General features: G+C 63.8%; 20 protein-coding genes. 6 read left to right on the forward strand and 14 right to left on the reverse strand.

Features of this window, described 5'->3' with window-relative positions; genetic code table 11:
* The 8 genes from ACN0X6_RS10035 to ACN0X6_RS10070 form a co-directional block, all read right to left on the reverse strand.
* Window positions 1-4368, reverse strand: a 4368-nt coding sequence (locus ACN0X6_RS10035) for an MBG domain-containing protein (RefSeq protein WP_417703585.1), incomplete at its 3' end; no start/stop codon positions are given.
* A gap of 77 nt (window positions 4369-4445) precedes the next feature.
* Window positions 4446-6110: a ShlB/FhaC/HecB family hemolysin secretion/activation protein gene (locus ACN0X6_RS10040; RefSeq protein WP_417703587.1), complete on the reverse strand. Its 1665-nt coding sequence runs from the start codon at window positions 6108-6110 to the stop codon at window positions 4446-4448.
* A 123-nt stretch (window positions 6111-6233) separates the two neighbouring features.
* The gene (locus tag ACN0X6_RS10045; protein ID WP_417703589.1) at window positions 6234-7181 is read right to left on the reverse strand and encodes an AraC family transcriptional regulator; all 948 of its coding nucleotides are present in this window, start codon (window positions 7179-7181) and stop codon (window positions 6234-6236) included.
* Window positions 7182-7292: 111 nt separating this feature from the next.
* The gene (locus ACN0X6_RS10050; protein ID WP_417703591.1) at window positions 7293-8147 is read right to left on the reverse strand and encodes an ABC transporter permease; all 855 of its coding nucleotides are present in this window, start codon (window positions 8145-8147) and stop codon (window positions 7293-7295) included.
* A 133-nt stretch (window positions 8148-8280) separates the two neighbouring features.
* Window positions 8281-9516 (reverse strand): ABC transporter permease, encoded by a 1236-nt coding sequence (locus tag ACN0X6_RS10055; RefSeq protein WP_417703593.1) that lies wholly within the window; start codon window positions 9514-9516, stop codon window positions 8281-8283.
* Between the two features lie 120 nt (window positions 9517-9636).
* A complete protein-coding gene (locus tag ACN0X6_RS10060) occupies window positions 9637-10710 on the reverse strand; it encodes an ABC transporter substrate-binding protein (protein ID WP_417703595.1) in 1074 nt (357 codons plus the stop codon).
* Window positions 10711-10744: 34 nt separating this feature from the next.
* Window positions 10745-11863, reverse strand: a complete 1119-nt coding sequence (locus ACN0X6_RS10065; protein ID WP_417703597.1) for an ABC transporter ATP-binding protein — start codon at window positions 11861-11863, stop codon at window positions 10745-10747.
* Window positions 11864-12179: 316 nt separating this feature from the next.
* Window positions 12180-13379, reverse strand: coding sequence for a class I SAM-dependent rRNA methyltransferase (locus tag ACN0X6_RS10070; RefSeq protein WP_192982520.1), 1200 nt, complete (start codon window positions 13377-13379; stop codon window positions 12180-12182).
* 138 nt (window positions 13380-13517) lie between these two features.
* On the opposite strand from ACN0X6_RS10070, the gene ACN0X6_RS10075 reads away from it, so the two are divergent.
* The 5 genes from ACN0X6_RS10075 to ACN0X6_RS10095 all read left to right on the forward strand — a co-directional run bounded on the left by ACN0X6_RS10075 (window position 13518) and on the right by ACN0X6_RS10095 (window position 18335).
* The gene (locus ACN0X6_RS10075; protein WP_417703600.1) at window positions 13518-14384 is read left to right on the forward strand and encodes an HDOD domain-containing protein; all 867 of its coding nucleotides are present in this window, start codon (window positions 13518-13520) and stop codon (window positions 14382-14384) included.
* A gap of 102 nt (window positions 14385-14486) precedes the next feature.
* Window positions 14487-15299: a bifunctional DNA-formamidopyrimidine glycosylase/DNA-(apurinic or apyrimidinic site) lyase gene (mutM, locus tag ACN0X6_RS10080; protein ID WP_417703602.1), complete on the forward strand. Its 813-nt coding sequence runs from the start codon at window positions 14487-14489 to the stop codon at window positions 15297-15299.
* A gap of 112 nt (window positions 15300-15411) precedes the next feature.
* Window positions 15412-15990, forward strand: coding sequence for a lysophospholipid acyltransferase family protein (locus ACN0X6_RS10085; RefSeq protein WP_417703604.1), 579 nt, complete (start codon window positions 15412-15414; stop codon window positions 15988-15990).
* Between the two features lie 76 nt (window positions 15991-16066).
* On the forward strand, window positions 16067-16405 hold the full coding sequence (locus tag ACN0X6_RS10090; protein ID WP_196476644.1) for a multidrug transporter: 339 nt from the start codon (window positions 16067-16069) through the stop codon (window positions 16403-16405).
* A 94-nt stretch (window positions 16406-16499) separates the two neighbouring features.
* Window positions 16500-18335 carry a Na/Pi cotransporter family protein gene (locus tag ACN0X6_RS10095; protein ID WP_417703606.1) on the forward strand — a complete coding sequence of 612 codons (1836 nt, stop codon included), beginning with the start codon at window positions 16500-16502 and terminating at the stop codon, window positions 18333-18335.
* A gap of 89 nt (window positions 18336-18424) precedes the next feature.
* Here the strand turns inward: ACN0X6_RS10095 and ggt are convergent, their stop codons facing one another.
* The 6 genes from ggt to ACN0X6_RS10125 all read right to left on the reverse strand — a co-directional run bounded on the left by ggt (window position 18425) and on the right by ACN0X6_RS10125 (window position 25058).
* Complete coding sequence (gene ggt, locus ACN0X6_RS10100) at window positions 18425-20083, reverse strand: gamma-glutamyltransferase (protein ID WP_417703608.1); 1659 nt, start codon at window positions 20081-20083, stop codon at window positions 18425-18427.
* Between the two features lie 109 nt (window positions 20084-20192).
* A complete protein-coding gene (locus ACN0X6_RS10105; protein WP_417703610.1) occupies window positions 20193-20444 on the reverse strand; it encodes a YfhL family 4Fe-4S dicluster ferredoxin in 252 nt (83 codons plus the stop codon).
* Between the two features lie 143 nt (window positions 20445-20587).
* The gene (gene coaD, locus ACN0X6_RS10110; protein WP_160020073.1) at window positions 20588-21070 is read right to left on the reverse strand and encodes a pantetheine-phosphate adenylyltransferase; all 483 of its coding nucleotides are present in this window, start codon (window positions 21068-21070) and stop codon (window positions 20588-20590) included.
* 104 nt (window positions 21071-21174) lie between these two features.
* A complete protein-coding gene (locus tag ACN0X6_RS10115; RefSeq protein ID WP_417703612.1) occupies window positions 21175-22773 on the reverse strand; it encodes a GMC family oxidoreductase N-terminal domain-containing protein in 1599 nt (532 codons plus the stop codon).
* A 266-nt stretch (window positions 22774-23039) separates the two neighbouring features.
* Window positions 23040-23585: a twin-arginine translocation pathway signal protein gene (locus ACN0X6_RS10120; RefSeq protein WP_417703614.1), complete on the reverse strand. Its 546-nt coding sequence runs from the start codon at window positions 23583-23585 to the stop codon at window positions 23040-23042.
* Window positions 23586-23627: 42 nt separating this feature from the next.
* Complete coding sequence (locus tag ACN0X6_RS10125; protein ID WP_417703616.1) at window positions 23628-25058, reverse strand: coniferyl aldehyde dehydrogenase; 1431 nt, start codon at window positions 25056-25058, stop codon at window positions 23628-23630.
* A gap of 460 nt (window positions 25059-25518) precedes the next feature.
* Between ACN0X6_RS10125 and ACN0X6_RS10130 the strand changes: the two genes are divergently transcribed.
* A complete protein-coding gene (locus ACN0X6_RS10130) occupies window positions 25519-26178 on the forward strand; it encodes a TetR/AcrR family transcriptional regulator (protein WP_417703618.1) in 660 nt (219 codons plus the stop codon).
* Window positions 26179-26214: the final 36 nt, after the last annotated feature.

A 26214-nucleotide genomic window follows, 5' to 3' on the forward strand; every position in this document is an offset into this window, starting at 1 on the left:
GTCCGTGCCACTGGCGCTATGGGTGTAGCTGCCGGCATTGATGCCAGCGCCGCCGGTGGTGCTGATACCGCTGAGCACGGTTGCTGTTTCACCGTTGACCAAACCGCCGGCGGTGAAGCCGGTAATGCTCTGCTGTTGGCCGTTGTAGGTCACCTGACCGCTATTGGCGGTGATGGTAGCTTGGGCCTTACCGACATTCAGGTTACCAGTGGTGTAGCTGATGGCGTAGTTGTCGGCGCTCAGGCCGCTGACGCCCAGGTCATAGTTGCCGGCGTTGACCGCACCCTGTGCGCTACCGCCGTAGACCAGCGCGCCACCGAGCACGCCGACATCCTCGCCATTGACGAAGCCGCTGTAGCTGACGCCGTTGCCGCCAGTGAAGGCGAGGCCATCATAAGTCTTGCTGGCGTCGTTGGCGGTGACGCTGAGCGCGGCCTTGTCGATGGTCAGGGTGCCATCGACGAATGTCAGGTTGTAGTTAACGTCCGTGCCACTGGCGCTATGGGTGTAGCTGCCGGCATTGATGCCAGCGCCGCCGGTGGTGCTGATACCGCTGAGCAAGGTTGCCGTTTCACCGTTGACCAAACCGCTGGCGGTGAAGCCGGTAATGCTCTGCTGTTGGCCATTGTAGGTCACCTGACCGCTATTGGCGGTGATGGTAGCCTGGGCCTTACCGACATTCAGGCTACCTGCGGTGTAGCTGATGGCGTAGTTGTCGGCGCTCAGGCCGCTGACGCCCAGGCCATAGTTGCCGGCGTTGACCGCACCCTGTGCGCTACCGCCGTAGACCAGCGCGCCACCGAGCACGCCGACATCCTCGCCATTGACGAAGCCGCTGTAGCTGACGCCATTGCCGCCAGTGAAGGCGAGGCCATCGTAAGTCTTGCTGGCATCGTTGGCGGTGACGGTGAGCGCGGCCTTGTCGATGGTCAGGGTTGTATCGGCGTAGCTGACGTCGTAGCCCAACTGACCCGAATACAGCCCATCCAGGCTGAGACCACCATCGGTGGTGCTGTAGCTGCCGGCGTTCTGCGAGGCGCTGGAATAGGTCAGGCTACCAAGCAGCAGATCATCATCCAGGGTAGTGCCAAGATCCGTCGTATAGACACTGGTGCCGCTGCTCTGGCCATCGTAGGTTTTATTGCCGATGTCCGTCGCCGTGACGGTCAGGCTCTGCATGAAGCTGCGCAGCAGCGGTGCAGTTTGCCCCTCGTAGATCCTCCACACTGCATTGCTGCCGCCGCTGGTAGCCAGGTTCCAGTTGGCATAGTTGGAGGCGTCGCGTAACGCCGTGCTGTCCAGGCCGCGCAGATTCTCCACGGTCGCAGAGCCACCAATGGTGCCCGCGCCGGGGCCGCTGAAGGTATCGGTATTCCAGAACGAGTCCACTACGCGTCCGGTTCCTAAATCGCCTACCAGCCCCCCTACGGAGGTCACTCCGCTCACGCCGCCGGTGGCGTAGGTGTATTCGATCAAGCCGCCGGCATACCCGGCCAGACCGCCTACATACTGCGTGCCCTGCACCTGGCCGGTGGCGTAGGCGTTGCGGATGGTGCCGATGTTGGTACCGATGAGGCCGCCGGCAAACACGACTCCGTTGACGTTGCCCGTGGCATAGGCGTTTTCCACCAGGCCCCAGTTTTCGCCAGCCAGTCCACCTACGACGTTCTCCGCGCCGCTGACATCGCCAGTGGCATAACTGTTGCGAATGATGCCGTTGTCCCGGTTGCGCGCCACCAGGCCACCCGCTCCGCGCTCAGTGGCGCTGATGGTGACATTGGTATGCAGGTCGCTCAGTATGCCGCCGTAGTTGATGCCTACCAGGCTGGCAGCATTGGACCCGCCACGAACGCTGCCACCCACCATTCCCAGGTCGTGAATCTGCACCCCGGCGGCTGTCTGTCCGATCAATGCGACTTGGCTTTCGGTAGCGCGATCGATCCTCAGGTCGCGAATCAGGTGGCCTTGACCATCCAGCGAGCCGGTGAAGGGGGTGCTGGAGTTGCCCACCGGTTTGAACCCTGCCGCTCCCCAGACATCGCCGTAGTAGCCATTGCCGCCTGCTGCAAGTGCCGCACCGAGATTCAGGTCGGTGCCCAGGCGGTAGTCGGCCGACAGATCCAGTGCCATCAGTTGCAGGGCGTGGGGCGTGAAGAGGGTCGTCGAGTACTCGCCGCGCAGCATGGGCCGCGTATCGCCCTCGAACATTACCCAGGTGTCGGTGAAGTCGAAGCCGGCATAGGTGGCTTGGGTGCGGGCATTGGCGGAGTCGATGCCAGTACCGGCAGCGCTGGTTGCTTGGCCGGTCGAATCCACGTCCCAGTAGCTGTTGGTGACCGTGGCGCCGGAGCCATCAACATTCCCCACCAGCCCGCCAGTGCCGGTCACTCGGCCGCTGGCGTAAGCATTGGTCAATGTGGTGCCCTGCACGGTGCTGCCGATCAGCCCGCCGATGGCACTGCCTGTACCGGTCACCGCTCCCGTTGCATAGGCGTCCGTGACCGAGGCAGCACGGTTACGACCGATCAAGCCACCGACCTCGCTCCCCCCGCTGACCGTGGCCGTAGAGGAAGACTGGCTGACGACGCCCAGATCGCTCCAGCCCACCAGCCCGCCGACCCTGTCGCCCTGAGAGGAGACCTGCCCGGTGACATGGGCATTGGTCAGGCTGCCACCGCTTAGCCGTGCCACCAGACCACCCACCGTACCAGCGCCAGTGATGGAGACATTGGAGAGGGTCAGGTCGCGTATGGCCGCTGCCGTGAGGCCGAACATACCGATAACCCCGTTATCGGGGCGATAGATGAAGAGACCGTCAACCGTGTGCCCGAGGCCGGCAAAGGTGCCGTTGAAGCCATCGATGGGTGCAAAGCCGGCTCCAGCGTTCCAGGTACTGGTCGCAGTGGCATCGAGGTCGATGGCGAGCGCGTAGTGGCCGCCTCCCGAGACTCCTTGCAGGGCGCCGAGGTCGCGAATCAGGGTGTAGTCGATGCCGCCGAGACTCAGTCCGGCATTGTCTCCCGAGAGGGTGATGCGGGCGCCCTGGTTCAGGCTGTAACCATTGCCATAGGCCAGCACCAGCGCTGCATTGTCGCCGCTGGCGGTGATGTCCTTGTTGACGTTTATGCGGCCATGGGCATCGAGCGTCAGCGTGGTATCTGCGCTCCAGCTCACGCCAGCGTTGACGTTGATGTCGCCGTTTTCGCTGCCTCCCGCCACGGTCTGTAGCGTCACGCTGGTGTTCTGCAGGTTGGCGCTGAGGGTGGTGGCGCCGATGCCGCTGGTGGTCTGGCTGGCACTGCCGGCGCTGACGGTGAAGTCGGTGGGGTCGATCAGCCAGGTGCCGGTTTGCCCGGTCGTGGCCTTGGTGGTGACGGTCGTGCCTTCGGCGATCTGCACATGGGCGCCGCTGGTGTCGATGAAGCCGCCATTGCCGCCATCCGGCGCGCTGGCATCCAGGGTGCCGGCGACCTGCACCGTGCCGCCGTCGAAGTCGCCTAGCAGGACGATCCTGCCTTCCTTCTCGCCCAGCGTGCGGGCCTGGATCACCCCGTCGTTGTTGACCACGGTCTGCAGCAGGGCATCGGCCGCGCTGGCGGTGAGGATGACGTTGCCGCCGTCGGCCTGGATCAGCTGACGATTTTCCACCAGTGCGTCCTTCACGGCCTCGTCGACCTGCACGTTGAGCAGACCGTCACCCGCGAAATCGAGGGTGACGACATTACCAGCGGCCAGGGCCACCGTGCCCTGGTTGGCGATGATCACGCCGTTGTTGCTGACCGTGCCACCGAGCAAGGCGACGCTACCGCCATCGGCGGCGGTGATGCGCCCGTTGTTGATGATCGAAGCGTTGCTGCCGTCGCCCTTGAAGGCATAGTGGCCCGCTTCGAAATCGCTCACTGACAGATCCAGTGTGGAGGCCACCAGGCCGCCGACGTTGACCTGCGCGCTGGCGCCGAACAGCACCCCGTTGGGATTGATGATGAACACCCGGCCATTGGCATCGAGCTGGCCCATGATCTTCGAGCCGTCGGCGCCGAGCACCCGGTTGAGGGCGATCGAGTCGGTGCCGGGCTGATTGAAGGTCACCTTGTTGCCGCTGCCGATGTCGAAGCTCTGCCAGTCGATGGCCAGCTTGTTGCTGGCCTGATCGATGACCATCTGCTGGCCGTTGGGCTGGCTGATGCTGCCGTTGCCGGAAACCACCTGGCCGCCGGTGGGCAGGTCGGCGGCGAAGGCCGAGCCGGCCAGCACAAGGCTCGCCGCCACTACCGCACCGGCGCCCTTGCCACGTTTGCGGGCGTGTTCGTGGGCGACGGCCCAGGTGCCCAGGGCGTGGTTCCAGATTAGAGCGTAGCTGCGGTTCATGGGTGTCCCCTTATCAATCGTCTGGCTGCGGAGTGTTGCGTTTCGGCCCTGCGGTGTAACCATCAAGGGTTGCAGCGTTAGAAGAAGCGCACCACCTGCGCCCATAGGCGCGGGCTGCGGTCGACATCGCTCTGCGGGTCGCTGTTGCCCAGTTTCCAGGCGGTCACGGCGCTGACCTGCCAGCCGTGGGCCGCCCAGCGTGCGCCCAGGCCTGCGCCGGAAAGGCTGCGATGATTTTCGCCGGAGGCCCAGGTGTCCTTGTTCAGGCGCACCTGGCCATGGTCGACGAAGGTACTGAGCTGCCAGGCATCGGTCAGCGCATAGCGCAGTTCGAGGTTGGCCAGCCAGCCCTGATCGCCGGAGGCTTCGCCTTGCGGGTAGGCGCGTACACCGTAGGCGCCGCCCAGGTAGAGCTTCTCCGAGCTGTCGAGGTTGCCGTCGGCCCATTGGCCTTGCAGCTGGGTGTACAGGTTGAAGCGCTCGCTCAGGCGCTGCAGGCGTACCAGGCTGGGGTTGAGTTTTTGGAAGCGCCCGGCCGTGCCGGCGGTGAGGTCGTCGATACGTTGCGCAGTGGCATCGTCGAGGTTCAGGCTGCCCTGGCTCCAGGCCAGGGCGAAGCTGTTGATGCCACCGCCGAGCAGGGTGTCGCGGCTGTTGCCATTGAGCGTCAGGATGACCACGCGCGAGCGCTTCTCGCTCTTCTGGTCGAACAGGTCGATGTCGTCCTGCAGGCGCTTGTCGTCGAACTGGGCCTGCGCATAGAGGCTGAAGTCCCGCGAGCGCACCAGCGGTTGCAGGGCGAAGACGCTGGCGATGCGTGCATTGCCATGGGCATCGAGGTCTTCGAAGTCCTTCGCCAGCTCATAGTCCATGTCCGAATAGGCCACGCCGAGCTGAGTCGACCAGGGGCCGACGGGTAGCTGATAGGCGATGCGGCCGTAGTTCTGCTCTTCGTCCGAACCCATGGCGCGCAGGGTCAGGCGGTCACCCAGCCCCAGCGGGCTATTGAGGTCGAGGGTGCCGCCGAGGCGGTACTGACCGGTGAAGCGGTTGCCGTAGTTGTCGGCGTCGATGGCGCCGGATAACAGCGATGCGCGCTCGATATTCACCAGCAGGTCGGTGGTGCCGGTACTGGTGCCGGGGCGCAGGGTGGACTTCACCTCGACACCGGGGGTGTCCTGCAGCAGCAACAGGCTGCGTTCGAGCGGCCTGCCCTGCACCGCGTCGCCGGCCTGTAGTGCCGCCAGGGGCGTGAGGGCGCTGCCACTCAAGCCGGCCTGATCGTTGATCTGCACCTGGCCATAGCGGCCTTCGAGCACGGCGATCGTGACCCTGCCGCCGTCGATCTCCTGGGCCGGCAGGTATGCACGTGCCAGCGGGTAACCGCGCTCGCGGTAGTAGCGGGTGATGCGATTGGCAGCGCCCTGCAGTTCGCCAAGTAGGAGCGTGCGATCCTGCAGGTCATCGAGCAGCGGCAGCAACTGCTCGCTGGGGATGGCGCTGTTGCCCTCGAGGATGAAGCCCGTGACCTGCAGGCTCGGCCCGGCGCCTTGCACCTGATCAGTGGGGGCGTCGGGCAGATTGAGGTCTATGGATTGCCGCTCGGGTAACTGCAGAGGCTTCTGGTCGAGGCCTTGCTGAGTCTGACCGGCGTCCGGCGCTACAGCTGCCAGAGCCGGGTTGGCAAGGATATTCCCGGCAGCCAGCAAGGCGACGGACAACAGGCTCGTGGCAACACGCATGGCGATCAGCTTCCTTGTGGGAGACGGCTGCCCAGGCCTGAGTGATCTGTGTAGGCCAGAGACAAAGTTGAAGAATAGGGAGTGTGACGTGGATGCAGCTTGATAGAACTTGCGGTGTTTGCCTCAGCCCTCCAGGCCTAGGGCGATATCCAGGCATTGCGTGGCGTCACCCGACCAGGGCGGCTGGCGATAGAGCTCATAGCCGTCCTGAGGAACGAAACGCTCGCCGGAACGTTCCGGCCAGGCGACAGCGAGGGTGCGATAGGCCGCGAATACCTGATTGTATGGAGCTTGATGTTGCAGGCAGGCATAACGTCCGGCTGGCCGTCTCACTCGGCTCAGTGGGGCGTCACCGATGGGGAGTCCGAGATCGACTACTGCGCAGTCGTAGCGCACCAGGTCGTTGGGGGTGATCTCCGGGTTGTCGGTGATGGCGCCGATGGCCCTGGCGTTATCCAGTGGATAGCCGATACGTTGCAGCTCTTCGGCAAAGCGTTGCCAATGCTCCACGACTCGCGCATAGCTGCCGTAGAAACGCATGCTCAGCAACGCCAGATCGGGCAGGTGTATGACCTGCACCTCGGCCGCTCTGCGATATTCCTCGGCGGTGGCGGGGATGCTGGCCTGGCGCGCGAATTGACGGTACTGGGTGGGCGTCAGGTCGAATTGACGATGGAAGGCACGGATGAAAGCCTCATGACTGGAGTAGCCAACGGACAGGGCGATGGAAAGCACCGATTCCGGGTAGATCAACAGGTGAATCGCCGCGCGGTCGAGGCGGGTGCGACGAATGTATTCGCTGGGGCTTTCACCCATTACCTCGCGGAAAAGGCGCTGAAAGTGGAAGGTGCTCAGGCTGGCGCGAGCAGCCAGGCGATCAAGAGAGAGCGGCCGATCCAGGTGGGCCTCAATGTAGCGAATGGCTCGCAGGATGCGCCGGTCCTGCAACGCATGGGGCGGTGGCTTGTCCCGTTCGTAGGGGTTGCGCGGCCCCGCATGCGGGCGTTCGAACAGCAAGGCGCGCTCCTGCTCTGCCAGGCGCTGCTCCTGTACGTCTCGGGTGGCATTCATGGTCAGGGCGTGTCGTGCTCGAAGCTGGTGGATAGACAGTGCGGGCCGATAATAAAGGCGATGGGCGTCGGACGAACAGGGGAAGCGTTCTGCGCCATGCTCCGCGGGGTATCAGTCCGGTATCTCGATCCCTCGCATCCGCTCGGCGCGGCGGCGCAGCAGTTCGATGGTTACCAGCAACGCGATGGATACCAGGATCAGCAGGGTGGCGATGGCCAGGATGCTCGGGTTGATCTGCTCGCGCAGGCCCGAGAACATCTGCCGCGGAATGGTGCGCTGTTGTGGTCCGGCCATGAACAGGATCACCACCACCTCATCGAAGGAGGTGATGAAGGCGAACAGTGCGCCGGAAATCACGCCGGGGCGGATCAGCGGCATGATCACGTCGAAGAACACGCGTATTGGCGTGGCGCCGAGATTCAGCGCGGCGCGTGCCAGGCTGTAGTCGAAGCCGGTGAGCGTGGCGGTGACGGTGATGATGACGAAGGGCGTGCCCAGCGCCGCGTGGGCCAGGATCACACCCAGATAGCCGCCGGCCAGGCCGAGGTCCGAGTAGAAAAAGAACATGCCAGCGGCGGTGATGATCAGCGGCACGATCATCGGTGACAGCAGCAGGGCGGTGATGAAGCGGCGAAACGGCATCTCGTCGCGCGCCAGGCCCACGGCGGCGCAGGTACCCAGAGTCGTGGCGAGAATGGTGGAGAGGATGCCGATGAAGAAGCTGTTCTTGATCGCCAGTATCCACTTCGGATCATTGAAGATCTCCCGGTACCAGCGCAGCGAGTAGGCCTCGGGGTCCAGTCTGAGCATGCCTTCGGTGAAGCTGAAGAAGGGCTCGGCGTTGAACGACAGCGGCACGATCACCAGGATCGGCAGGATCAGGAACAGCAGCACCAGCCAGGAGCTGACCTTCAGCAGCCAACTGCCGAGGTGGTGCCAGAAGCCGTAATAGGCGGGGATTTTCATAGCGCTGAGCCCGGGTTGTAGGGACGGCGAGTGCCGCCCTTGGCCTGGATGAAATCCGGGGAGGGATGGGGGCCGGTTTTCCCGGATTGCATCCGGGCTACACCGTTATGAGGAAATGACGGTACGGACATGTTCATCCCAACTTGATGTTGCTGGCGCCGACGAAACGGTCGTACACCCAGTACAGCAGCAGGATCAGCCCGAGCAGCAGCGAGCCCAGCGCGGCGGCCAGCTCCCAGTTGTTCGAGCGCTGCATGTGGAAGGCGATGATGTTGCTGATCATCTGCCCGTCGGTACCGCCGACCAGCGCTGGAGTGATGTAGTAGCCCACCGAGATGATGAACACCAGCAGTGCCCCGGCGCTGAGGCCAGGCAAGGTCATCGGGAAGTAGATGCGGGCGAACGCCGGAATGGGTTTGTCGCCGAGGCTCAGCGCCGCGCGCATGTAGCTGGGATCGATGCCGCGCATCACGCTGTACAGCGGCAGGATCATGAACGGCAGCAGGATGTGGGTCATCGCTGCCACGGTGGCGAACGAGGTGTAGAGCATCTCGAAGGGCTGACCGATCAGGCCGATGCCCATGAGAAAGGAGTTGATCACGCCGTTGGTCTGCAGCAGGGCGATCCACGAGGTGGTGCGCACCAGCAGCGACGTCCAGAACGGCAGCAGTACCAACACCAGTAGCAGGTTGGCGCGATTCGATGGCAGTCCGGCCAGGTAGTAGGCCAGCGGGTAGCCGAGCAGGGCGCAGAGCAGGGTGATGACCAGCGCCATGTTCAGGGTCTTGGAGTAAAGCTGCAGATAGATCTGCGTGTCCTGGCGTACCTGGATGCCATCGTCGGGGTGCAGCTCAAGGTCCAGGGCGGTCAGGTAGTAATCGTAGGTGTAGACCTTGCCGGCGCGCTCGATGGCGTACCACAGCTCGGGCTTGCTCCAGTTGCGATGGGCGTCGAGCAGGGTCTTTACGCCCTGGGCTTCGAGCTTCTGCGCATCCAGCCGGCCGACCCGTCGAGCGCTGGATTTGACCACGCTGGACATGCCGGCATAGGCACGGTTGAACTCTTCGGAGAGCTTGCCAGACAGGCGTTGCTCGTTAAGCCCATGCAGTTCTTTGACGAATACCTGCAGGGTCTTTTCGTCCGGCAGTTGCTTGTGATCGTCCCAGCGTTCGAGTTCGGCCAGGGTCAGCGGAATCAGTTCGGCCACGGTCGGGTGATGCACGCTGCGCCACAGCATGGTGCCGATCGGTGCGACGAAAGTGACGATGATGAACAGCAGCAGCGGCACCACGAACAGGAAGGCGGCGAGGCGCTTCTTGCGTCGGGCGCTGGCGGCTTGGCCGGCTTCGCTGGTGGTGAGAGAGGTCAAGACATTGCTCCGGGATCAGCCCCTTCTCCGTTGGACCTCGGTACCCGTGGGAGGGGCTTCAGCCGCGACCGTCGCCGCTGAAGCGCCTCCCACAGGTCGTCCGTGGGGAGGGTGTGGTGCTTACTTCAACAGCCACTCGTTGAACTTCTCGCCCAGCGACTCGCCATAGTCAGCCCAGAACTCGGAGCCAGCCTGGATACCTTTGTCCAGGTGAGCGGTCGGCAGGTGCGGCGCTGCACTCTGGTCGGCCAGAGGCATGGACGACTTGCGGGTCGGGCCATAGGCAACGTCCGGCATGCCAGCCAGCGGTTTGGAGCCGGTGGCGTACTTGATGAACTCCATGGCCAGGTCCTTCTTCTGGCTGCCCTTGACGATGGCCCAGGCGTCGAGGTCGTAGACGTGACCGTCCCAGACGATTTCGAAGGGTTTCTTCTCCTGCACGATGGCGTCGTAGAAGCGGCCGTTGGCCGATTGCACCAGCACGGCGCCGCCGTCATTGAGCAATTGCGGCGCTTGCGACCAGGAGTCGAACCAGACGATGTCATCCTTGATGCTGGCCAGCTTGTCGAAGGCGCGTTGCTGGCCTTCCGGGGTGGCCAGTACTTCGTAGACTTCCTCAGGTGCGACGCCGTCGGCCATCAGCGCCCATTCCATGTTCACCTGGGGGCGCTTGCGCATGGCGCGCTTGCCCGGAATCTTGGCGGTGTCGAAGAAGTCGCCAATGCTGGCCGCCTTGGTGCCGCCGATGGTGTTCTGGTTGTAAGCGAACACAACGGACCAGACGATGTTACCCACTGCGCACTCGCTGGCCAGTGCTTCGGGGATGAAGTCCTGGGCGGCCGAGGTGCCGTCGATGCCGGCCGGCAGCACGCTGTGGTCGAGGGTTTCCAGCAGGCCTTCGGAGCAGGCGCGCTCGAGGTCGATCACTTCGAAGTCGACGACGTCCCACTGAATGTTGCCGGACTCGACCTGGGCCTTGATCTCGGCGACGCCGCCCGAGTAATCCTCGAACAATACCTTGACGCCGGATTCCGCCTGGTACGGGTCGATGACGTGTTTCTTTTGCGCGGCGCCGTAGGAACCGCCCCAGGAAACCACGGTGAGGCTGTCCTGGGCCGTGGCGTTGCCCGCTGTGAGTCCCAATGCCGCCACCAGGGCGAAGGTGGAAAAGCTGGTAGTCAGTGATCTAGCCATTGCTGTGCTCCATTTGCTTCTACTAGTTGTGGGGTCAGAGCGTCTTCGGCACTTCCGATCGATCCAGGGCCTGGCTGTCTTCCGGCAGCCAGGCGAGGGCGATCTCTTCCTGAGCGCTGAGTTGCGGGGCTGAACTGTCGTTCAGATTCTTCACCACCAGTTCGGCACCGCTGGCGGTCTCGAAGTGGTAGCGGATGTATTCGCCGACGTAATGGCGCGTGACGAAGCGGGCCTTGACCTGATTGCCGCTGGCGCCGAGCCGGTCGGTGAAATTGAGCTTTTCCGGGCGAACCGACACCGTGGTGGCTTGGCCGACTTCGGTGCAGTTGGCTTTCAGCGTGCTCACCAGGCCGCCATCGTCGAGGCGGACCTGGACGCGTTCGGCGTCGACCGACTCGATCACCCCGGAAAGCTTGTTGCTCTCGCCGATGAAGTCGGCGACGAACAGATTGGCCGGACGTTCGTAGAGCACGTGCGGCGCCGCGCATTGCTGTACCACACCGTTGTTGAACACGGCGATGCGGTCGCTCATGGTCAGCGCTTCGGTCTGGTCGTGGGTCACGTAGATCACGGTGAAGCCGAGCTGCTCGTGCAGGCGCTTGATCTCGAACTGCATCTGCTCGCGCAGCTTCTTGTCCAGCGCGCCGAGCGGCTCATCCATCAGCACGATGTCCGGGGCGAAGATCAGCGCGCGGGCCAGGGCCACGCGCTGGCGCTGGCCGCCGGAGAGCTGGGCGGGGTAGCGGCCGCCAAAGGCCTGCAGTTCGACCAGGGCGAGGTACTCCTCGACCTTGGCGCGAATCTCGTCCCTGGGCAGTTTGCGAATCTTCAGCGGGTAGGCCAGGTTCTCGCGGATGGTCATGTGCGGGAACAGCGCGTACTGCTGAAAGACCATGCCGATGTTGCGAGCGTAGGGGGCGATGCTGGTGACGTTGCGGCCGTTGATCAGGATCTCGCCACTGGTCACGTCCTCGAAGCCGGCGAGCATCATCAGGCAGGTGGTCTTGCCCGAACCGGAGGGGCCGAGCAGGGTGATGAACTCGCCCTTGGCCACGTTGAGGTTGAAGTCCTTGACCACCAGAGTCTTGTGATCGTAGGTCTTCTTGACGTTGGTGAATCGCAGGAACGCGTCGTTCCCAGCCTGCGCAGTCATAGTCCTCCCCGCTGTTGTCCGTGAAAGGCGGTCGTTGTGTCGATAGCCAAGAGCAATAAGCACGCCAGTTAACCAGTGGTTGGTTGATAGCGTTCTGCTATGCAGCTTAAAGCCTAGTCGATACTGGGCGAGATGCGAGGCGGGTGTGGGGAGAGGTAACGGCGAGGGAAGGGATGGGGCTCCTGTCGACACGCACTTGGCAGGTGCACGGTCTGGAGAGCGTCCCTGTTTCGGCGCGTATCGCGTAGGGTGTGCTGTGCGCACCAATGATGCTTGATGACACCGGCATTTTCGGTGCGCATGGAGCACCCTACGTTTAGCTGTTGGGCAGCAGACGCACGGTCAGGCTCTTGATGTAGCGGGTCTCGTTGATCGCCGGGTGCACCGGGTGATCCGGGCCCTGGGCGCCGCGTTCGAGCAGCTGGATGTTGCGATCCAGATGACGGGCGCTGGTCAGCAGGATGTTCTGCAGGTTGTCCTCTTCCAGGTGCATGGAGCAGCTGGCGCTGACCAGGATGCCGTCCTTGTTCAGCAGACGCATGGCGGTTTCATTGAGGCGCCGGTAGGCCGCCTCGCCGTTCTTGATGTCCTTCTTGCGCTTGATGAAGGCGGGCGGGTCGGCGATCACCACGTCGAAGCGTTCTTCGGCGGATTTCAGTTCACGCAGCGCGGCGAATACGTCGCCCTCCACGCAGGTGACCTTCTCGGCGAAGCCGTTGAGCGTGGCGTTGCGCTCCACGCCATCGAGGGCGAAGCCGGAAGCGTCCACGCAGAACACTTCGCTGGCGCCGAAGGCCGCAGCCTGCACACCCCAGCCGCCGATGTAGCTGAACAGGTCGAGCACGCGCTTGCCTTTGACATAGGGCGCCAGGCGTGCGCGGTTCATGCGGTGATCGTAGAACCAACCGGTCTTCTGCCCTTCGATCACCGGGGCTTCGAACTTCACGCCGTTCTCTTCCAGCGCTACCCACTCCGGCACCTCGCCGTAGGCGGTCGCCACGTAGCGTTCGAGGCCCTCGGCGTCGCGCGCGCTGGAGTCGTTCTTGAACAGGATGCCGCTGGGCTTGCACACCTGGATCAGGGCCGCGAGCACGTCATCCTTGTGTGCTTCCATGGTGGCCGAGGCCAGTTGCACCACCAGAATGTCGAAGAAGCGGTCGACCACCAGCCCCGGCAGCAGGTCTGAGTCGCCATACACCAGGCGGTAGCAGGGTTTGTCGAACAGGCGCTCGCGCAACGACAGGCAGACGTTGAGGCGGTGCACCAGCAGGGATTTGTCCAGCACGTGCTTGACGTCGCGTGACAGCAGACGCGCGCAGATCAGGTTGTTCGGACTCATGGCGACGATGCCCAGCGGCTTGCCGCCGGCGGCTTCGAGAACAGCCTGGTCACCGGCGGCAAAACCATGCAGCGGGGTGGCGGCGACATCGATCTCGTTGCTGTAGACCCACAGGTGGCCGGCGCGCAGGCGTCGGTCGGCGTTGGCTTTCAGGCGCAGACTGGGCAGGGAAGACATGAGTTCGGGCTCCGCGGGGAAAAGAGCGGGATTATAGCGGTTTGCACACGGGGACGGCGGTTACAAAAGTCGACTGCGGGCTGGCCAGTGCTTTGGCTAGACTGTGCGCTACTTCTCACCCTGCACGATCCCTCTGTCATGACCTACGAACTTACCGCCGAACAGATCCAGCAAGTCCTGCAGGGGATCAGTGTACCTCCGCAACCGCAGATCATGGTCGATCTGCAGATGGAGCAGATCATGCCCAGCCCCGATCTGCGCAGCATCGCCAAGCTGATCAGTCAGGACCCTGGGTTGTCCGGCGCGCTGCTGAAAATCGTCAACTCGCCGCATTTCGGCCTGGCCAATCGCATCGCCTCGATTCAGCAGGCGGTCAATCTGATGGGCTGCAACACGGTGATCAACCTGATCAATGCGCAGTCGATCAAAGGCGAGCTGACCGACGAAGCGATCCTGGTGCTCAACCGCTTCTGGGACAGTGCCCAGGACGTGGCGATGACCTGCCTGACCCTGGCCAAGCGCCTCGGTTATCACTCTCCCGACGAAGCCTACAGCCTGGGGCTGTTCCACGATTGCGGCATTCCGCTGATGCTCAAACGCTTTCCCAACTACATGCAGGTGCTGGAGGAAGCCTACGCCAGTGCCAGTGAAGAGCGCCGGGTGGTCGATACCGAGAACCGTCTGCTGACCACCAATCATGCCGTGGTCGGTTATTTCACCGCACGTTCCTGGCGTCTGCCGGAGCATCTCTGCGAGGTCATCGCCAACCACCACAACGCCTTGTCGATCTTCAGCGACGACTCGGGGCGCGACGCTCAGTTGAAGACGCTGCTGGGCATTCTGAAGATGGCCGAGCATATCTGCGAGACGCATCGCGTGCAGGGCGGGCAGGCCACCGACCTGGAGTGGCAGTACATCGCGCAGCCGGTTCTCGAGTATCTGGGGTTGTCGGAGTATGACTTCGAGAACCTGCGCGAAAGCATCCGTGACCTGGCCGTGCTCTGAGTCTTCAAGCGCTTGCGCCGCCGGGCAGGTGAGCGGCGGACCCTACCGCTTGCCGCGCGGCTCCTGCTAAGGTGACGCACCGCCGTTTCCTGTCGTATTGCCATGCCTGAATTACCCGAAGTCGAAACCACCCGTCGCGGTATCGCGCCCTATCTGGAAGGTCAGCGCGTCAGCCGCGTGATCGTGCGCGAGCGCCGCCTGCGCTGGCCGATCCCCGAAGACCTGGACGTGCGTCTGTCCGGCCAGCGTATCGAGTGCGTCGAGCGCCGTGCCAAGTACCTGTTGATCAAGGCCGAAGTCGGCAGCCTGATCAGTCATCTGGGCATGTCCGGCAGTCTGCGTCTGGTCGAGTGCGGTCTGCCTGCGGCCAAGCACGAGCATGTGGATATCGAGCTGGAGTCGGGGCTCGCCTTGCGTTACACCGATCCTCGGCGTTTCGGCGCGCTGCTGTGGAGCGAAGATCCGCTGCGCCACGAGTTGCTCAGCAAGCTCGGCCCAGAGCCGCTGGGCGGATTGTTCGAGGGTGAGCGTCTGTTCCAGATGTCGCGCGGGCGCGGCATGGCGGTCAAACCTTTCATCATGGATAACGCCGTGGTCGTCGGCGTGGGCAACATCTACGCCACCGAAGCGCTGTTCGCCGCCGGTATCGATCCGCGCCGCGAAGCCGGCTCCATCTCGCGGGCGCGTTACCTGCGCCTGGCCGAGGAGATCAAACGCATCCTGGCCCATGCCATCGAGCGTGGCGGCACCACCTTGCGTGACTTCGTCGGTGGCGATGGTCAGCCCGGCTACTTCCAACAGGAACTGTTCGCCTACGGGCGCGGCGGCGAGTTCTGCAAGGTCTGCGGCACTACGCTGCGCGAGGTCAAGCTGGGCCAGCGGGCGAGTGTCTACTGTCCCAAGTGCCAACGCTGAGCTGATGATCCGCTGGATGGGCGAGCCGTAGGGCGGGTGCAACCCGCCAAAGGGCCAATGGCGGGTTGCACCCGCCCTACGTCATAAAAACAAGAAATACCGAGGTTGATCGATGTCCGGTAACTACCTGCCACGCAATCCGGCCGCCGAATGGCTGGGGCGCAGTGTGCTGAAACTGATGGGCTGGCGTATCGAGGGACAGTTGCCGAAGCTCGACAAGTTCGTCGCCATTGGCGCTCATCACACGTCCAACTGGGATTTCGTGATCTTCATAGCGCTGAAATTCGTGCTGCGCCTCAACGCCCGCTGGTTCGGCAAGCACAGCATCTTCCGCTGGCCTTTCGGTGGCCTGATGCGCAGCTGGGGCGGCATCCCGATCCGTCGGGATCGCCAGTTGAACACCGTCGAACAGGCCATTCAGGCCTTTGGCGAGCATGACGAGTTCATCCTGGTGCTGTCGCCCGAGGGTACGCGAAAGAAGGTCGAGCGCTGGAAGATGGGCTTCTACCATATCGCGCTGGGCGCGGGCGTGCCCATAGTGCTGGGCGCCCTGGATTATCAGAATCGGCGGGTGGTGATCGGCCCGACCTTCCAGCCAACCGGTGACGAGAAAGCCGACCTGGCGACCATGCTGGCGTTCTTTCGTCCATACGTACCGAAAAAGCCGGAATATGCCTTTCACGGCGATTGACGTCCGTCACGCTGACAATTATCAATGCGCTGTTATAGTTACTGGCACTTTCCCGAATAATCTGAAGGATCGATCCATGAAAGCGTTCCGCACCTCCGCTGTTGTCCTGGCGCTGACCTCTGGCCTGCTGGCGCTATCGGCGCAAGCGGAAGTGGTTCAGCAGAACGCCAGTGGTGACCCGCTGTACTCCATCGAGGCGCCCAAGGGCTATGCCATGGTCGGCGATCTGGTCATCGCCCGCCCCCTGCTGATCGGCGCCACTGCGATCGGTGCTGCAGCCTTTATCGTCAGCCTGCCGTTCACCGCGCTGGGCGGTAACGTCGGTGAAGCCGCGCAGTCGCTCGTGGTAGAGCCGGGCAAAGAAGCCTTCGTACGCTGCCTGGGCTGCACCAGCAGCGGCTACAAGCAAGACTGATTCGCTGCAACCCGTTTGACGCGGCCTCTCGCCTCCTCACCGAGGCGAGGGGCCGTTTACGTTTGAACGCCGAGAATAGGAAGGAACGGTGGTGATGAAGTCCCTGCGCTGGGTGATATTGCTGCTGGTGGTAATGGGGCTGATCGCCTCGTTCTGGTTCAGCCAGGGCTGGCTGCAACTCTGCGCCGGGTTGGCGATCTTCCTGTTCGGCATGCAGTGCCTGGAAGAAGGCTTGCGCCAGCTGGCGGGCAGCAAGCTGGAGCAGATACTCGGGCACAGCACGTCCACCCCTTTCAAGAGCCTGCTGTTCGGGGTTGGCGGCACCCTGCTGCTGCAATCCAGCACCCTGGTGTCGCTGCTGACCATCGCCTTCATCAGCACCGGCCTGATCCAGCTGGCCGGTGGCATCGCCATTCTGTTCGGTGCCAACCTGGGCGCCACCAGCGGCATCTGGCTGCTGGCGCTGGCCGGGCAGAACCTCAGCCTCAGTCCGCTGGCCCTGCCGCTGTTGGTGTTCGGTGTGCTGGCCGGTTTCTTCGGGCCCAGGAGCAAGGCGGCTGGTCGTATCGTGCTGGGTATCGCCTTCATCTTTCTCGGCATCGATCAGATCAAGGACGGCTTCGCCAGTTTCGGTGACGGCCTGGACATGACCGGCTACCAGGAGGGCGGGCTGCGTGGTGCGCTGCTGTTCACCGCCATCGGCCTGGCCATCACCGTGGTGCTGCAGTCCAGCCACGCCACCTTGATGCTGACGTTGGCGGCCCTGGCCGGCGGCCAGCTGGAACTCGGTCAGAGCCTGGCGATCGCCATTGGCTCCAACGTCGGCAGCAGCGTGACCACCGCGTTCGTCGGCTCCCTCGGCGGTAATCGCAATGGCCAGCGCCTGGCCCTGGCGCACGTGCTGTTCAACATCACCACCGGTACGCTCGCCTTCTGCCTGCTGGGTCCGCTGACCTGGCTGGTGCATGCGCTGGCCGAACCTCTGGGCCTTGGCGAGAACAGCCTGATCCAACTGGCGATGTTCCATACCCTGTTCAATGCCATGGGTGTCGCGCTGTTCTGGCCGCTGCAGGGGCGTCTGGCGCGGTTGTTGATCCGCTGGCTGCCGGAGCGCGCCGAGCCACAGGTACTGATCACCGAGCTGGCGAGCGAACGAGTGGCAGAACCCGAGCGCACGCGTGCGCGCTATCTCAATGAGCGCGCGCTGGATTCGGTGGATGCCGCCTCCGGCGCGGTGGTGCAGGAGCTGGGGCACCTTGGCCGCTTGAGCCTGGAGGTGATCTGCCATGCGCTCTATCTGCCGGTTGATCAGTTGGCGCGTGCACAGGCGGATGAACAGCTGCTGCAGGCCAAACCCACCCAGGGCGGCTTCGAGGCGGAGCACCTGTACCAATTCCATATCAAGGGTGTGTATGGCGACCTGCTGAGCTTCATGGGGCGCATGGAACTGCCCATGGACGAGGCGCATCAGCAGTTCTGGATCAGCTGCCAACTGGCGGCGTTGCAGTTGGTGGATGCGGTCAAGGACGCCAAGCACCTGCAGAAGAACCTTGGCCATTATCTGGATGCACCACCTTCGGCGGTGCGTAATGCCTATGTGGAGCTGCGTCGCCATTTGCTCACCACCCTGCATGAGGTGCGTGAGCTGGCCCGTGCCGATCTGCCGGACGAGGTATGTCAATCGCGCCTGCGCTGGCTCGACGAGCAGGCGGCGAGCTTCGATGCGAGGTTTCGTCAGCGGCTGTTCGCCGAGGTACGCGACGGCCATCTGGATGGCCTGCAGACCAGCTCGCTGATGAACGACCTGGGTTATGTCAGTCGCATCTTCCAGAGCCTGCGCAACGTATTGATGTTGGGCAGCGAGCAGGCGCTGTTTCGCGAGTTGCGCAAGTTTGGTGAAGAGCAGGAGAGCCTGATCCAGCTCTCCTGAACCCTGGTAGCCCGGATGAAATCCGGGGCTCTTGGGCCACGACACCCCCGGATTTCATCCGGGCTACGGCCACATTTGGCCGGTGCGCATCAAGGGATCGCCGTGCCAATTCCGCGCGGGTCGCTCGCGGCCTGCACCTCACCGCTGACCTTGTCCCAGAACAGCACCTGCTGGTTGCCGTACTGCCGGTCCAGGCGCTTGAGGCTGTAGCCGCGCTTTTGCAGTTCGGCGATCTGTTCTTCGCTGAAGGTATCCGGCTCATGCTCGATCACGTCCGGCAGGAACTGGTGGTGGTAGCGCGCCACCGCCGGCCAGCGCTCGATGGGCTGATCGTCCAGGTATTCGAGCATCGACAGCAGCACCATGCTCGGAATACGGCTGCCGCCCGGTGTGCCGAAGGCAGCGAACTCGTCGCTGCTTTCGACAAAGCTCGGGCTCATCGATGACAGTGGGCGTTTGCCACCTGCGATGGCGTTGGCCTGGCTGCCGGCCAGGCCATAGGCGTTGGCGCCCTGCACGTCGGCGGCGAAATCGTCCATCTCGTCGTTGAGCAGCACGCCGGTGCCGGGCACGGTGAAGGCCGCGCCGAACGGCAGGTTGATCGACAGCGTCGCCGCCACGGCATTGCCCTCGGCATCGAGCACAGCGAAGTGGGTGGTGTGGTCGCCTTCGTGCCAGGTGCCGGCAGGCGGCAGGCTGGCGCTGGGCGTGGCCCGTTCGGGGTCGATACTGCCGGCGAGCACGGCCAGATGCCCGGGTGACAACAGTTGCTCTACAGGATTCTTGATGAAGTCGGGGTCGCCCAGCAGGCCACGGTCACGGTAGGCACGACGCAGGGCCTCGACCACGTAATGCGTGCGCTGTACGGGCTCGGCATCGCGCCAGGGCAGCTGTTCGAGTATGGCCAGGCTCTGCGCCAGCGCTATACCGCCAGCCGAGGGTGGTGGCGCGCTGATCAGCACGCGGCCGTCTTCCATGGGGAAGCGCAGCGGCGTGCGACGGGCGATGCGGTACTCGCGCAGGTCATCCAGCGTCCAGATGCCACCGGCATGGCGCACGCCGCTGACCAGACGCTCGGCCACCGGGCCGGTATAGAAGCCCGCGCGGCCATGTTCGGCCAGTGCCTGCAGGGTGGTGGCGAGGTCGGGCTGGCGCAGCAGATGGCCTTCGGCGGGGATTTCGCCCTGGTCGAGAAAGAGCGTGGCGCTCTCGGCATCGTCACGCAGCGCGGCCAGGCGCCAGGTCGCGCGCTCGCGGTAGACGCGATCGACCGCGAAGCCTGCGTTGGCCAGGCGAATCGCCGGGGCCAGGCTGGTTTTCAGCGGCAGGCGGCCGTGCTTCTCGGCCAGCTCGACCAGCGCCGCCGGTAGCCCGGGAATGGCAGCCGCCAGGGCACCATTGAGCGACAGGTCGCGCTGCACCTTGCCATCGCGGACGTAGAGGTTCGGCTTGGCTTCCAGTGGGGCGCGCTCACGGGCATCGAGGAAGTCGTAGCCCGGCGTATCGCCGGCAGTCCGTAGCAGGAAGAAACCGCCGCCGCCAAGGCCAGAGCCGTAGGGTTCGACCACGGCCAGCGCCGCGCTGGCAGCGACGGCGGCATCGAAGGCATTGCCGCCGGCGTCGAGCATCTGCTGCGCCGCGGCTGTGGCGGCAGGGTGGGCGGTGGCAATGGCGGCCTGCTGCGGGGCGGCCTGGGCCAGCAGGCTGGCGCCGAGCAGCAGGGTCGATAGCAGGAGTGTGCGCAACATGCGATCTACCAGGGGCGGCTGAAGGAGGCTGGAAGCTTAACAGCCTTGTTCAGGCGAAGGGCAGAACGGGCGTGGAGGAAACGGGAGACCGGCGGTCTCCCGGGCAGGATCAGGCCTTGCCGGTGATGATGCGGTATTTGTGCATCAGTTCATCCTTGCTCTCGACGTTGTTCTCGTCGAACGGGATGCAGTCCACCGGGCACACCTGCTGGCATTGCGGCTCATCGTAGTGGCCAACGCATTCGGTGCACAGGTTGGGGTCGATCACGTAGATCTCCTCACCCTGTGAAATGGCGCCGTTGGGGCACTCGGGTTCGCAGACGTCGCAGTTGATGCAATCGTCGGTGATGATCAGGGACATGGGGCAACTCCTGTCGAGGCGCAGGCTTCGACACTTTACGGGCAACGATGCTGCGAATTGTGCCGGATTACCGGCAGGGGCGCCATGCGGCGTGAGATCGCTGCTGCCATCAGGTGCGCATGGCGCACCCTACGGCGTTGGCTTCAGTTCTTGCGAAAACGCTCGTTCAGCGCGTCGGCCACGGCGGGGTGGACGAACTTGGTGATATCGCCGCCCAGGGCTGCGATCTCGCGCACCAGAGTCGAGGAGATGAAGGAATATTTTTCCGACGGGGTGAGGAACAGGCTTTCCACGTCCGGCGCCAACTGACGGTTCATGTTGGCCAGCTGGAATTCATACTCGAAGTCGGACACCGCGCGCAGGCCGCGCAGGAAGACATTGGCGTTCTGCTCCTTGACGAAGTGCGCCAGCAGCGACGAAAAACCCACCACTTCGACGTTGGGCAGGTGCTTGGTCACCTCGCGTGCCAGCTCGACGCGTTGCTCCAGGGAAAACAGAGGGTTCTTCTTGGGGCTGGCGGCGACGGCGATGATGACGTGATCGAACAGGCGCGCGGCGCGTTCGACCAGATCACCGTGGCCCTTGGTGATGGGGTCGAAGGTGCCGGGGTATAACACTCGATTCATCGGGACGTCCTGGCGGGTCGAAAAGGAGTCGGATGGTAGCGCAGCGCATGCCAGCGGCCAAGCCACGGCCTGCGTTGCGTTCTCCCATGCCAGGGCAGCGGCGTCTAGCTCGGGCTTTTCAGTCGCTCGGCCAGCAGCGTCGCAAGCTTGGCGGTCAGGCCGTAGATCGACAACTGCGGGTTGGCGCCTATGCTGGTGGGGAACAGCGAGCCGTCATGGATCGACAGGTTGGCCAGGTGATGGTGCCGGCCCAGGCTGTCGACCACGGCCAGCTGCGGATCCTCGCCCATGGCGCAGCCGCCCATCACGTGAGCACTGCCCAGGCGGGTGCGGTACAGCGCCAGGTCGAGGTTCTCGATCATTTCCCGGGTCTCCTTCCAACTGCCGACATAACGCGCATCGGCATGGGTCGGCATCACCGCCTTGGCGCCGGCGGCGAACTGGATTTCCGCCATGCTCAGGTAGGCCCGGCGCACGCCATCCCAGGTGTAGTCGGTCATCTGGTAGGCGAGCACCGGGCTGCCGTCGCTGCGCAGCTCCACGCGGCCTTCGGCGCTGTCCTCGTGGAAACCATCGCGCAGCAGGGCGAGCATCACGTTGGTGTGCGGCAACTGTTCCATGCGCAGGGCGTTCTCACGGCCGAAGTCACCGAGCAGGGTGGCGGTCAGCGCCGGTTGCAGCGGCGGTACTTCCAGCTTGTAGGAGAGGCGTCCGCTGGTGCCGTCTTGCCATTGGAAATGATCGGAATAGACCGACTGCGGGGCACCATAGAAGGGGTTGATCACCTGCTCGAACTGCGCCGCGGAGAAATTCACCAGATGCAGGTAGGTGCGGCGGCCGACGCGCTGGTGCGGATCGGGTGCCTCGGAGCGCAGCAGGATGCCGGGCGTATTGATGCCGCCGCCGGCCAGCACGTAATGCCGCGCCTTGACGCGGATGCGCCGGCCATTGGGCGCCACGCAGCGTTCGTCCATGCCCAGGCAGTCGATGCCGACCACCTGGTCGTCTTCGATCAGCAGCTTGTCGGCGCGCGCCAGGTAGAGCAGCTCGCCGCCGGCGTCGAGGGTGGCGGGGATGGTGGTGACCAGCATCGATTGCTTGGCGTTGGTCGGGCAGCCCATGCCGCAATAGCCGAGGTTCCAGCAGCCACGCACGTTGCGCGGGATCGGCGCCCAGTGATAGCCGAGCTTGTCGCAGCCGCGGCGCAGTACCTGGTTGTTGGCATTCGGCGGCACCGCCCAGGGCGCAACGCCCAGGCGCTGCTCCATCTTCTCGAACCAGGGCGCCATGCTTGCTTCATCATGGCCAGCCACGCCGTGGGCCTCGGCCCAATGCGCCAGGGTCTGCGGCGGGGTGCGAAAGCTGCTGGTCCAGTTGATCAGCGTGGTGCCGCCGACCGCGCGGCCCTGCAGGATGGTGATGGCGCCGTCCTTGCTCATGCGCCCGATGCCTTCCTGATAGAGCGACGGGTAGGCGTCAGCTTCCTGCATCTTGAAGTCGTCGCTGGTCTTCAGCGGGCCTTCCTCGATCAGCAGCACCTTGTAGCCGGCGGCGCTGAGGATTTCCGCCGTGGTACCGCCGCCAGCGCCGCTGCCGACGATGGCGACGTCGGCCTCCAGGGTCAGGTCGTTTTCCAGGCGCGAACCGTCGTATGTCTTCCAGCCCTTGGCCAGGCCTTGCTTGAACAAATCGGGTACAGGCATTGTTTTTCCTCGGAGTCACTGAAACCTACTGCGCGATCCGATTGCGGCGTCAGGTTCTCGCCCGTGGCTCGGCGTACTTCAGTACAGCCTCGCCACGTGCTGCGAGCCTTCCTTGCACTCGAACCGCTCGCGACGGTTTCAGAGGCCTCATTCTGATAATCGCGGTTGGCTAAATTCCAGTTGGTAGGGTGGGCTTCAGCCCACCAAGCTGTCTCTATTGGTGGGCTTAAGCGGATCGCCGGCCGGCCCACCCTACGAATCAGCCGTTATACGGCGGGCGGCCCCGGATAGCCGCAATGCGCCCAGGCCTCCTGGCGGCTGTACCAGGCCATCATCACCAGTTGCAGCAGCGAGGCGTGACCCATGCGCAGCAGGCTCAGGCTGCTGTTCTGCCAGCGTGCGAGGAAATGGCGCACGTCATCGTCGCTGGCGTTGTCCCAACTGCCCCAGACCCCGGTCAGCGGGCCGCGCGTGATGGGCAGGGCCAGCACGTCGAACAGTTGCACGGTGAGTTTCAGCATCTCTGGCGACAGGTGCGCGAGGCTGTTGTCGAGGCTCTGCAGCGTGCCGTCGATGGCCAGCGGCATCTGCTCGGCATTGACGGCGCCATCGAGCATCACCGGGATCAGTGCGCGCAGAAAGGGCATGTCGCTGCTGCGCAGGATCAGGTAACCATTGGCCGGCGTGCTGGCCGAGCATCCGCTCAAGGTGGCGGTCAGCCCCGCAGTGCCGAGCAGCGCCGTGCCCAGCAGGCCGACCTTGAGCAGGCTGCGCCGCGACAGTTGCGGCGTGTTCAGGGTGGTGTCGTTCATTGTTGTTATCACCAGGCGTAGAACGGGCCGGGCCCGCGTGGATCAGCGCACGAACAGCTTGTAGACCAGCTTCTGGATCGACCTGCCATAGGGCGGGTAGATCAGCCGCGCGGCATTGAAGCGCTGCTTGATGAACACGCCCTTGGCCTTGCTGAAGGTCAGGAAGCCTTCGTGGCCGTGGTAATGGCCCATGCCGGACGGGCCGATGCCACCGAACGGCATGTCGTCCTGAGCCACGTGCAGCAGGGTGTCGTTCAGGCACACGCCGCCGGAGTGGGTCTCGTGAAGCACGCGCTGCTGCTCGTGCTTGTCGTAGCCGAAGTAGTACAGCGCCAGCGGCCGTGGCCGTGCGTTGACGTAGGCGAAGGCATGTTCCAGGCGGTCATAGGGCACCAGCGGCAGCAGCGGGCCGAAGATCTCGTCCTGCATCAGCTTCATGTCGTCATTGACGTCCAGCACCAGGCTCTGCGGCAGGCGTCGACCCTGGGCTTCGGGGTACAGCGAGACGATGCGTGCCCCCTTGGCCTCGGCGTCCTGCAGGTAGCCGTTGAGGCGTACCAACTGGCGCTCGTTGATGATCGCCGTGTAGTCGGGGTTGTCCTTGAGCACTGGGTAAAAGCGCTGCACCACGTCGCGATAGGCGCTGACGAAGCCGTCGATGCGGTCACGCGGCACCAGCACATAGTCCGGCGCCACGCAGGTCTGCCCAGCGTTGAGGGTCTTGCCGAAGGCGATGCGCTCGGCCGCGTCCGCCAGTGGCACATCGGCAGACACGATGGCCGGCGACTTGCCGCCCAGCTCCAGGGTCACCGGGGTGAGGTTCTCGGCGGCGGCGCGCATCACGTGCTTGCCGATGCTGGTGGCGCCGGTGAACAGCAGGTGGTCGAACGGCAGTTTGGAGAAGGCCATGCCGACTTCCGCCTCGCCCAGGACGACGCTGACCAGGTCCTCGGGGAAGACGCGCGCCAGCAGGTCCTTGAGCAACTGTGAGGTGGCCGGCGTGGACTCGCTCATCTTGATCATCACCCGGTTGCCGGCAGCCAGCGCGCCGGTCAGCGGGCCGATGGCGAGAAACAGCGGGTAGTTCCACGGCACGATGATGCCGACCACGCCCAGCGGCTGGTAGATGACCTTGGCCGAAGCCGGCATGAACTGCATGCCGACGCTGCGCCGTGACGGTTTCATCCACTTCTTGATGCGTTTGCTCGCGTAATGGATGCCATGCAGGCTGGGCATCAGTTCGGCGAGCAGGGTCTCGTCAGCCGAGCGGTTGCTGAAGTCTTCGCAGATCGCTGCCACCAGGGCGTCCTGTTGCTGAGTGAGCAGTTCGCTGAGGGATTTCAGCCACTGAATGCGTTGCTCGGCCGAAGGCATCGGGTTGGCGGCAAAGGCAGAGCGCTGCAGGGCGAAGGTGCCGTCCAGCTGGTTGATCTGCTGTTGGCTGTGCTGCAGGTAGGCGATGTCGGCGACCATGGGTTTCTCCTCGACGTTCCAGCGGGCAGGCGGTTGAAAAACTATCGGCGTTGTCATCGCTGCGTTAAACACAGGCTCGTGCGCGAGTCCGAGCTAGGCGCCCCCATCAAAATGCTCATTTACAACTCGTAAAGTCGAGCGCGACTCCGACCGATTTTCGCCTGTGTTTGCCTTGCGCTGACTGCCTCGGCTCGGGCTTCCTGCTTCGCTCTACCTCCTGCATCCATGCAGTCGTCGCCGACGTTTTCAAACAGCCTGCTGGAGGCGGCTATAAGCCGCGATTAGACTGAGCTGGATTTTTAGAGCAATTACTCTAATGTGTCAAACAGGATGCCGCGATGTCGCCCTCGCTGCACCCTAACCAAAGGCCTGCCAAGGCTTGCGCGGTGCATCAGGGGGTAACACTTCGGCTGTTTCGCCTGTACCTTTGCCACTTTTGAAGTCGAGATCGAGCTGCCTCATGGCGCCACCCAAGACCCGCGACCGCATCGTTGCCGAGAGCCTGGCGCTGTTCAACAGCCAGGGCGAGCGCGCAGTCACCACCAACCATATCGCCGCGCACCTGGGGATTTCGCCGGGTAACCTGTACTACCACTTTCGCAACAAGCAGATGATCATCGCCGAGCTGTTCGCTCAGTACGAAGTGCAGGTCGACAGCTTCCTGCGCCTGCCTGAGGGGCGCGCGCTGACGGTGGCGGACAAGACCTTCTATCTGGAGGCGTTGCTGGCGGCGATGTGGCACTACCGCTTCCTGCACCGTGATCTGGAGCATCTGCTGGAATCCGACGCCGAGTTGGCCGAGCGCTACCGTGCTTTCGCCCGGCGCTGTCTGATAGGTGCGCAGTCGGTCTATCAGGGATTCGTCGAGGCCGGCATCCTCTTGATGAGCCCGGCGCAGATCGAGGCGCTGACGCTCAACGCCTGGATCATCATGACCTCCTGGGTGCGCTTTCTCTGCACCGCCGGGGCCAACCCGGACAATCTCAGCCAGGACATGCTGCGCCGTGGCATCTACCAGGTGCTGGCGCTGGAAAGTGGCTACATCGCCCCTTCAGCCCGTGATGCGGTCGAGGCGCTGTATGGCCGCCTGCATGTGCCGTTGGAGCAGGTGCTGGGGTGATTACCTCGCACACACGGTCCTTGTGGGAGGGGCTTC

It is taken from the genome of Pseudomonas sp. (assembly GCF_048269965.1).
In the GTDB taxonomy this organism is placed as follows: domain Bacteria; phylum Pseudomonadota; class Gammaproteobacteria; order Pseudomonadales; family Pseudomonadaceae; genus Aquipseudomonas.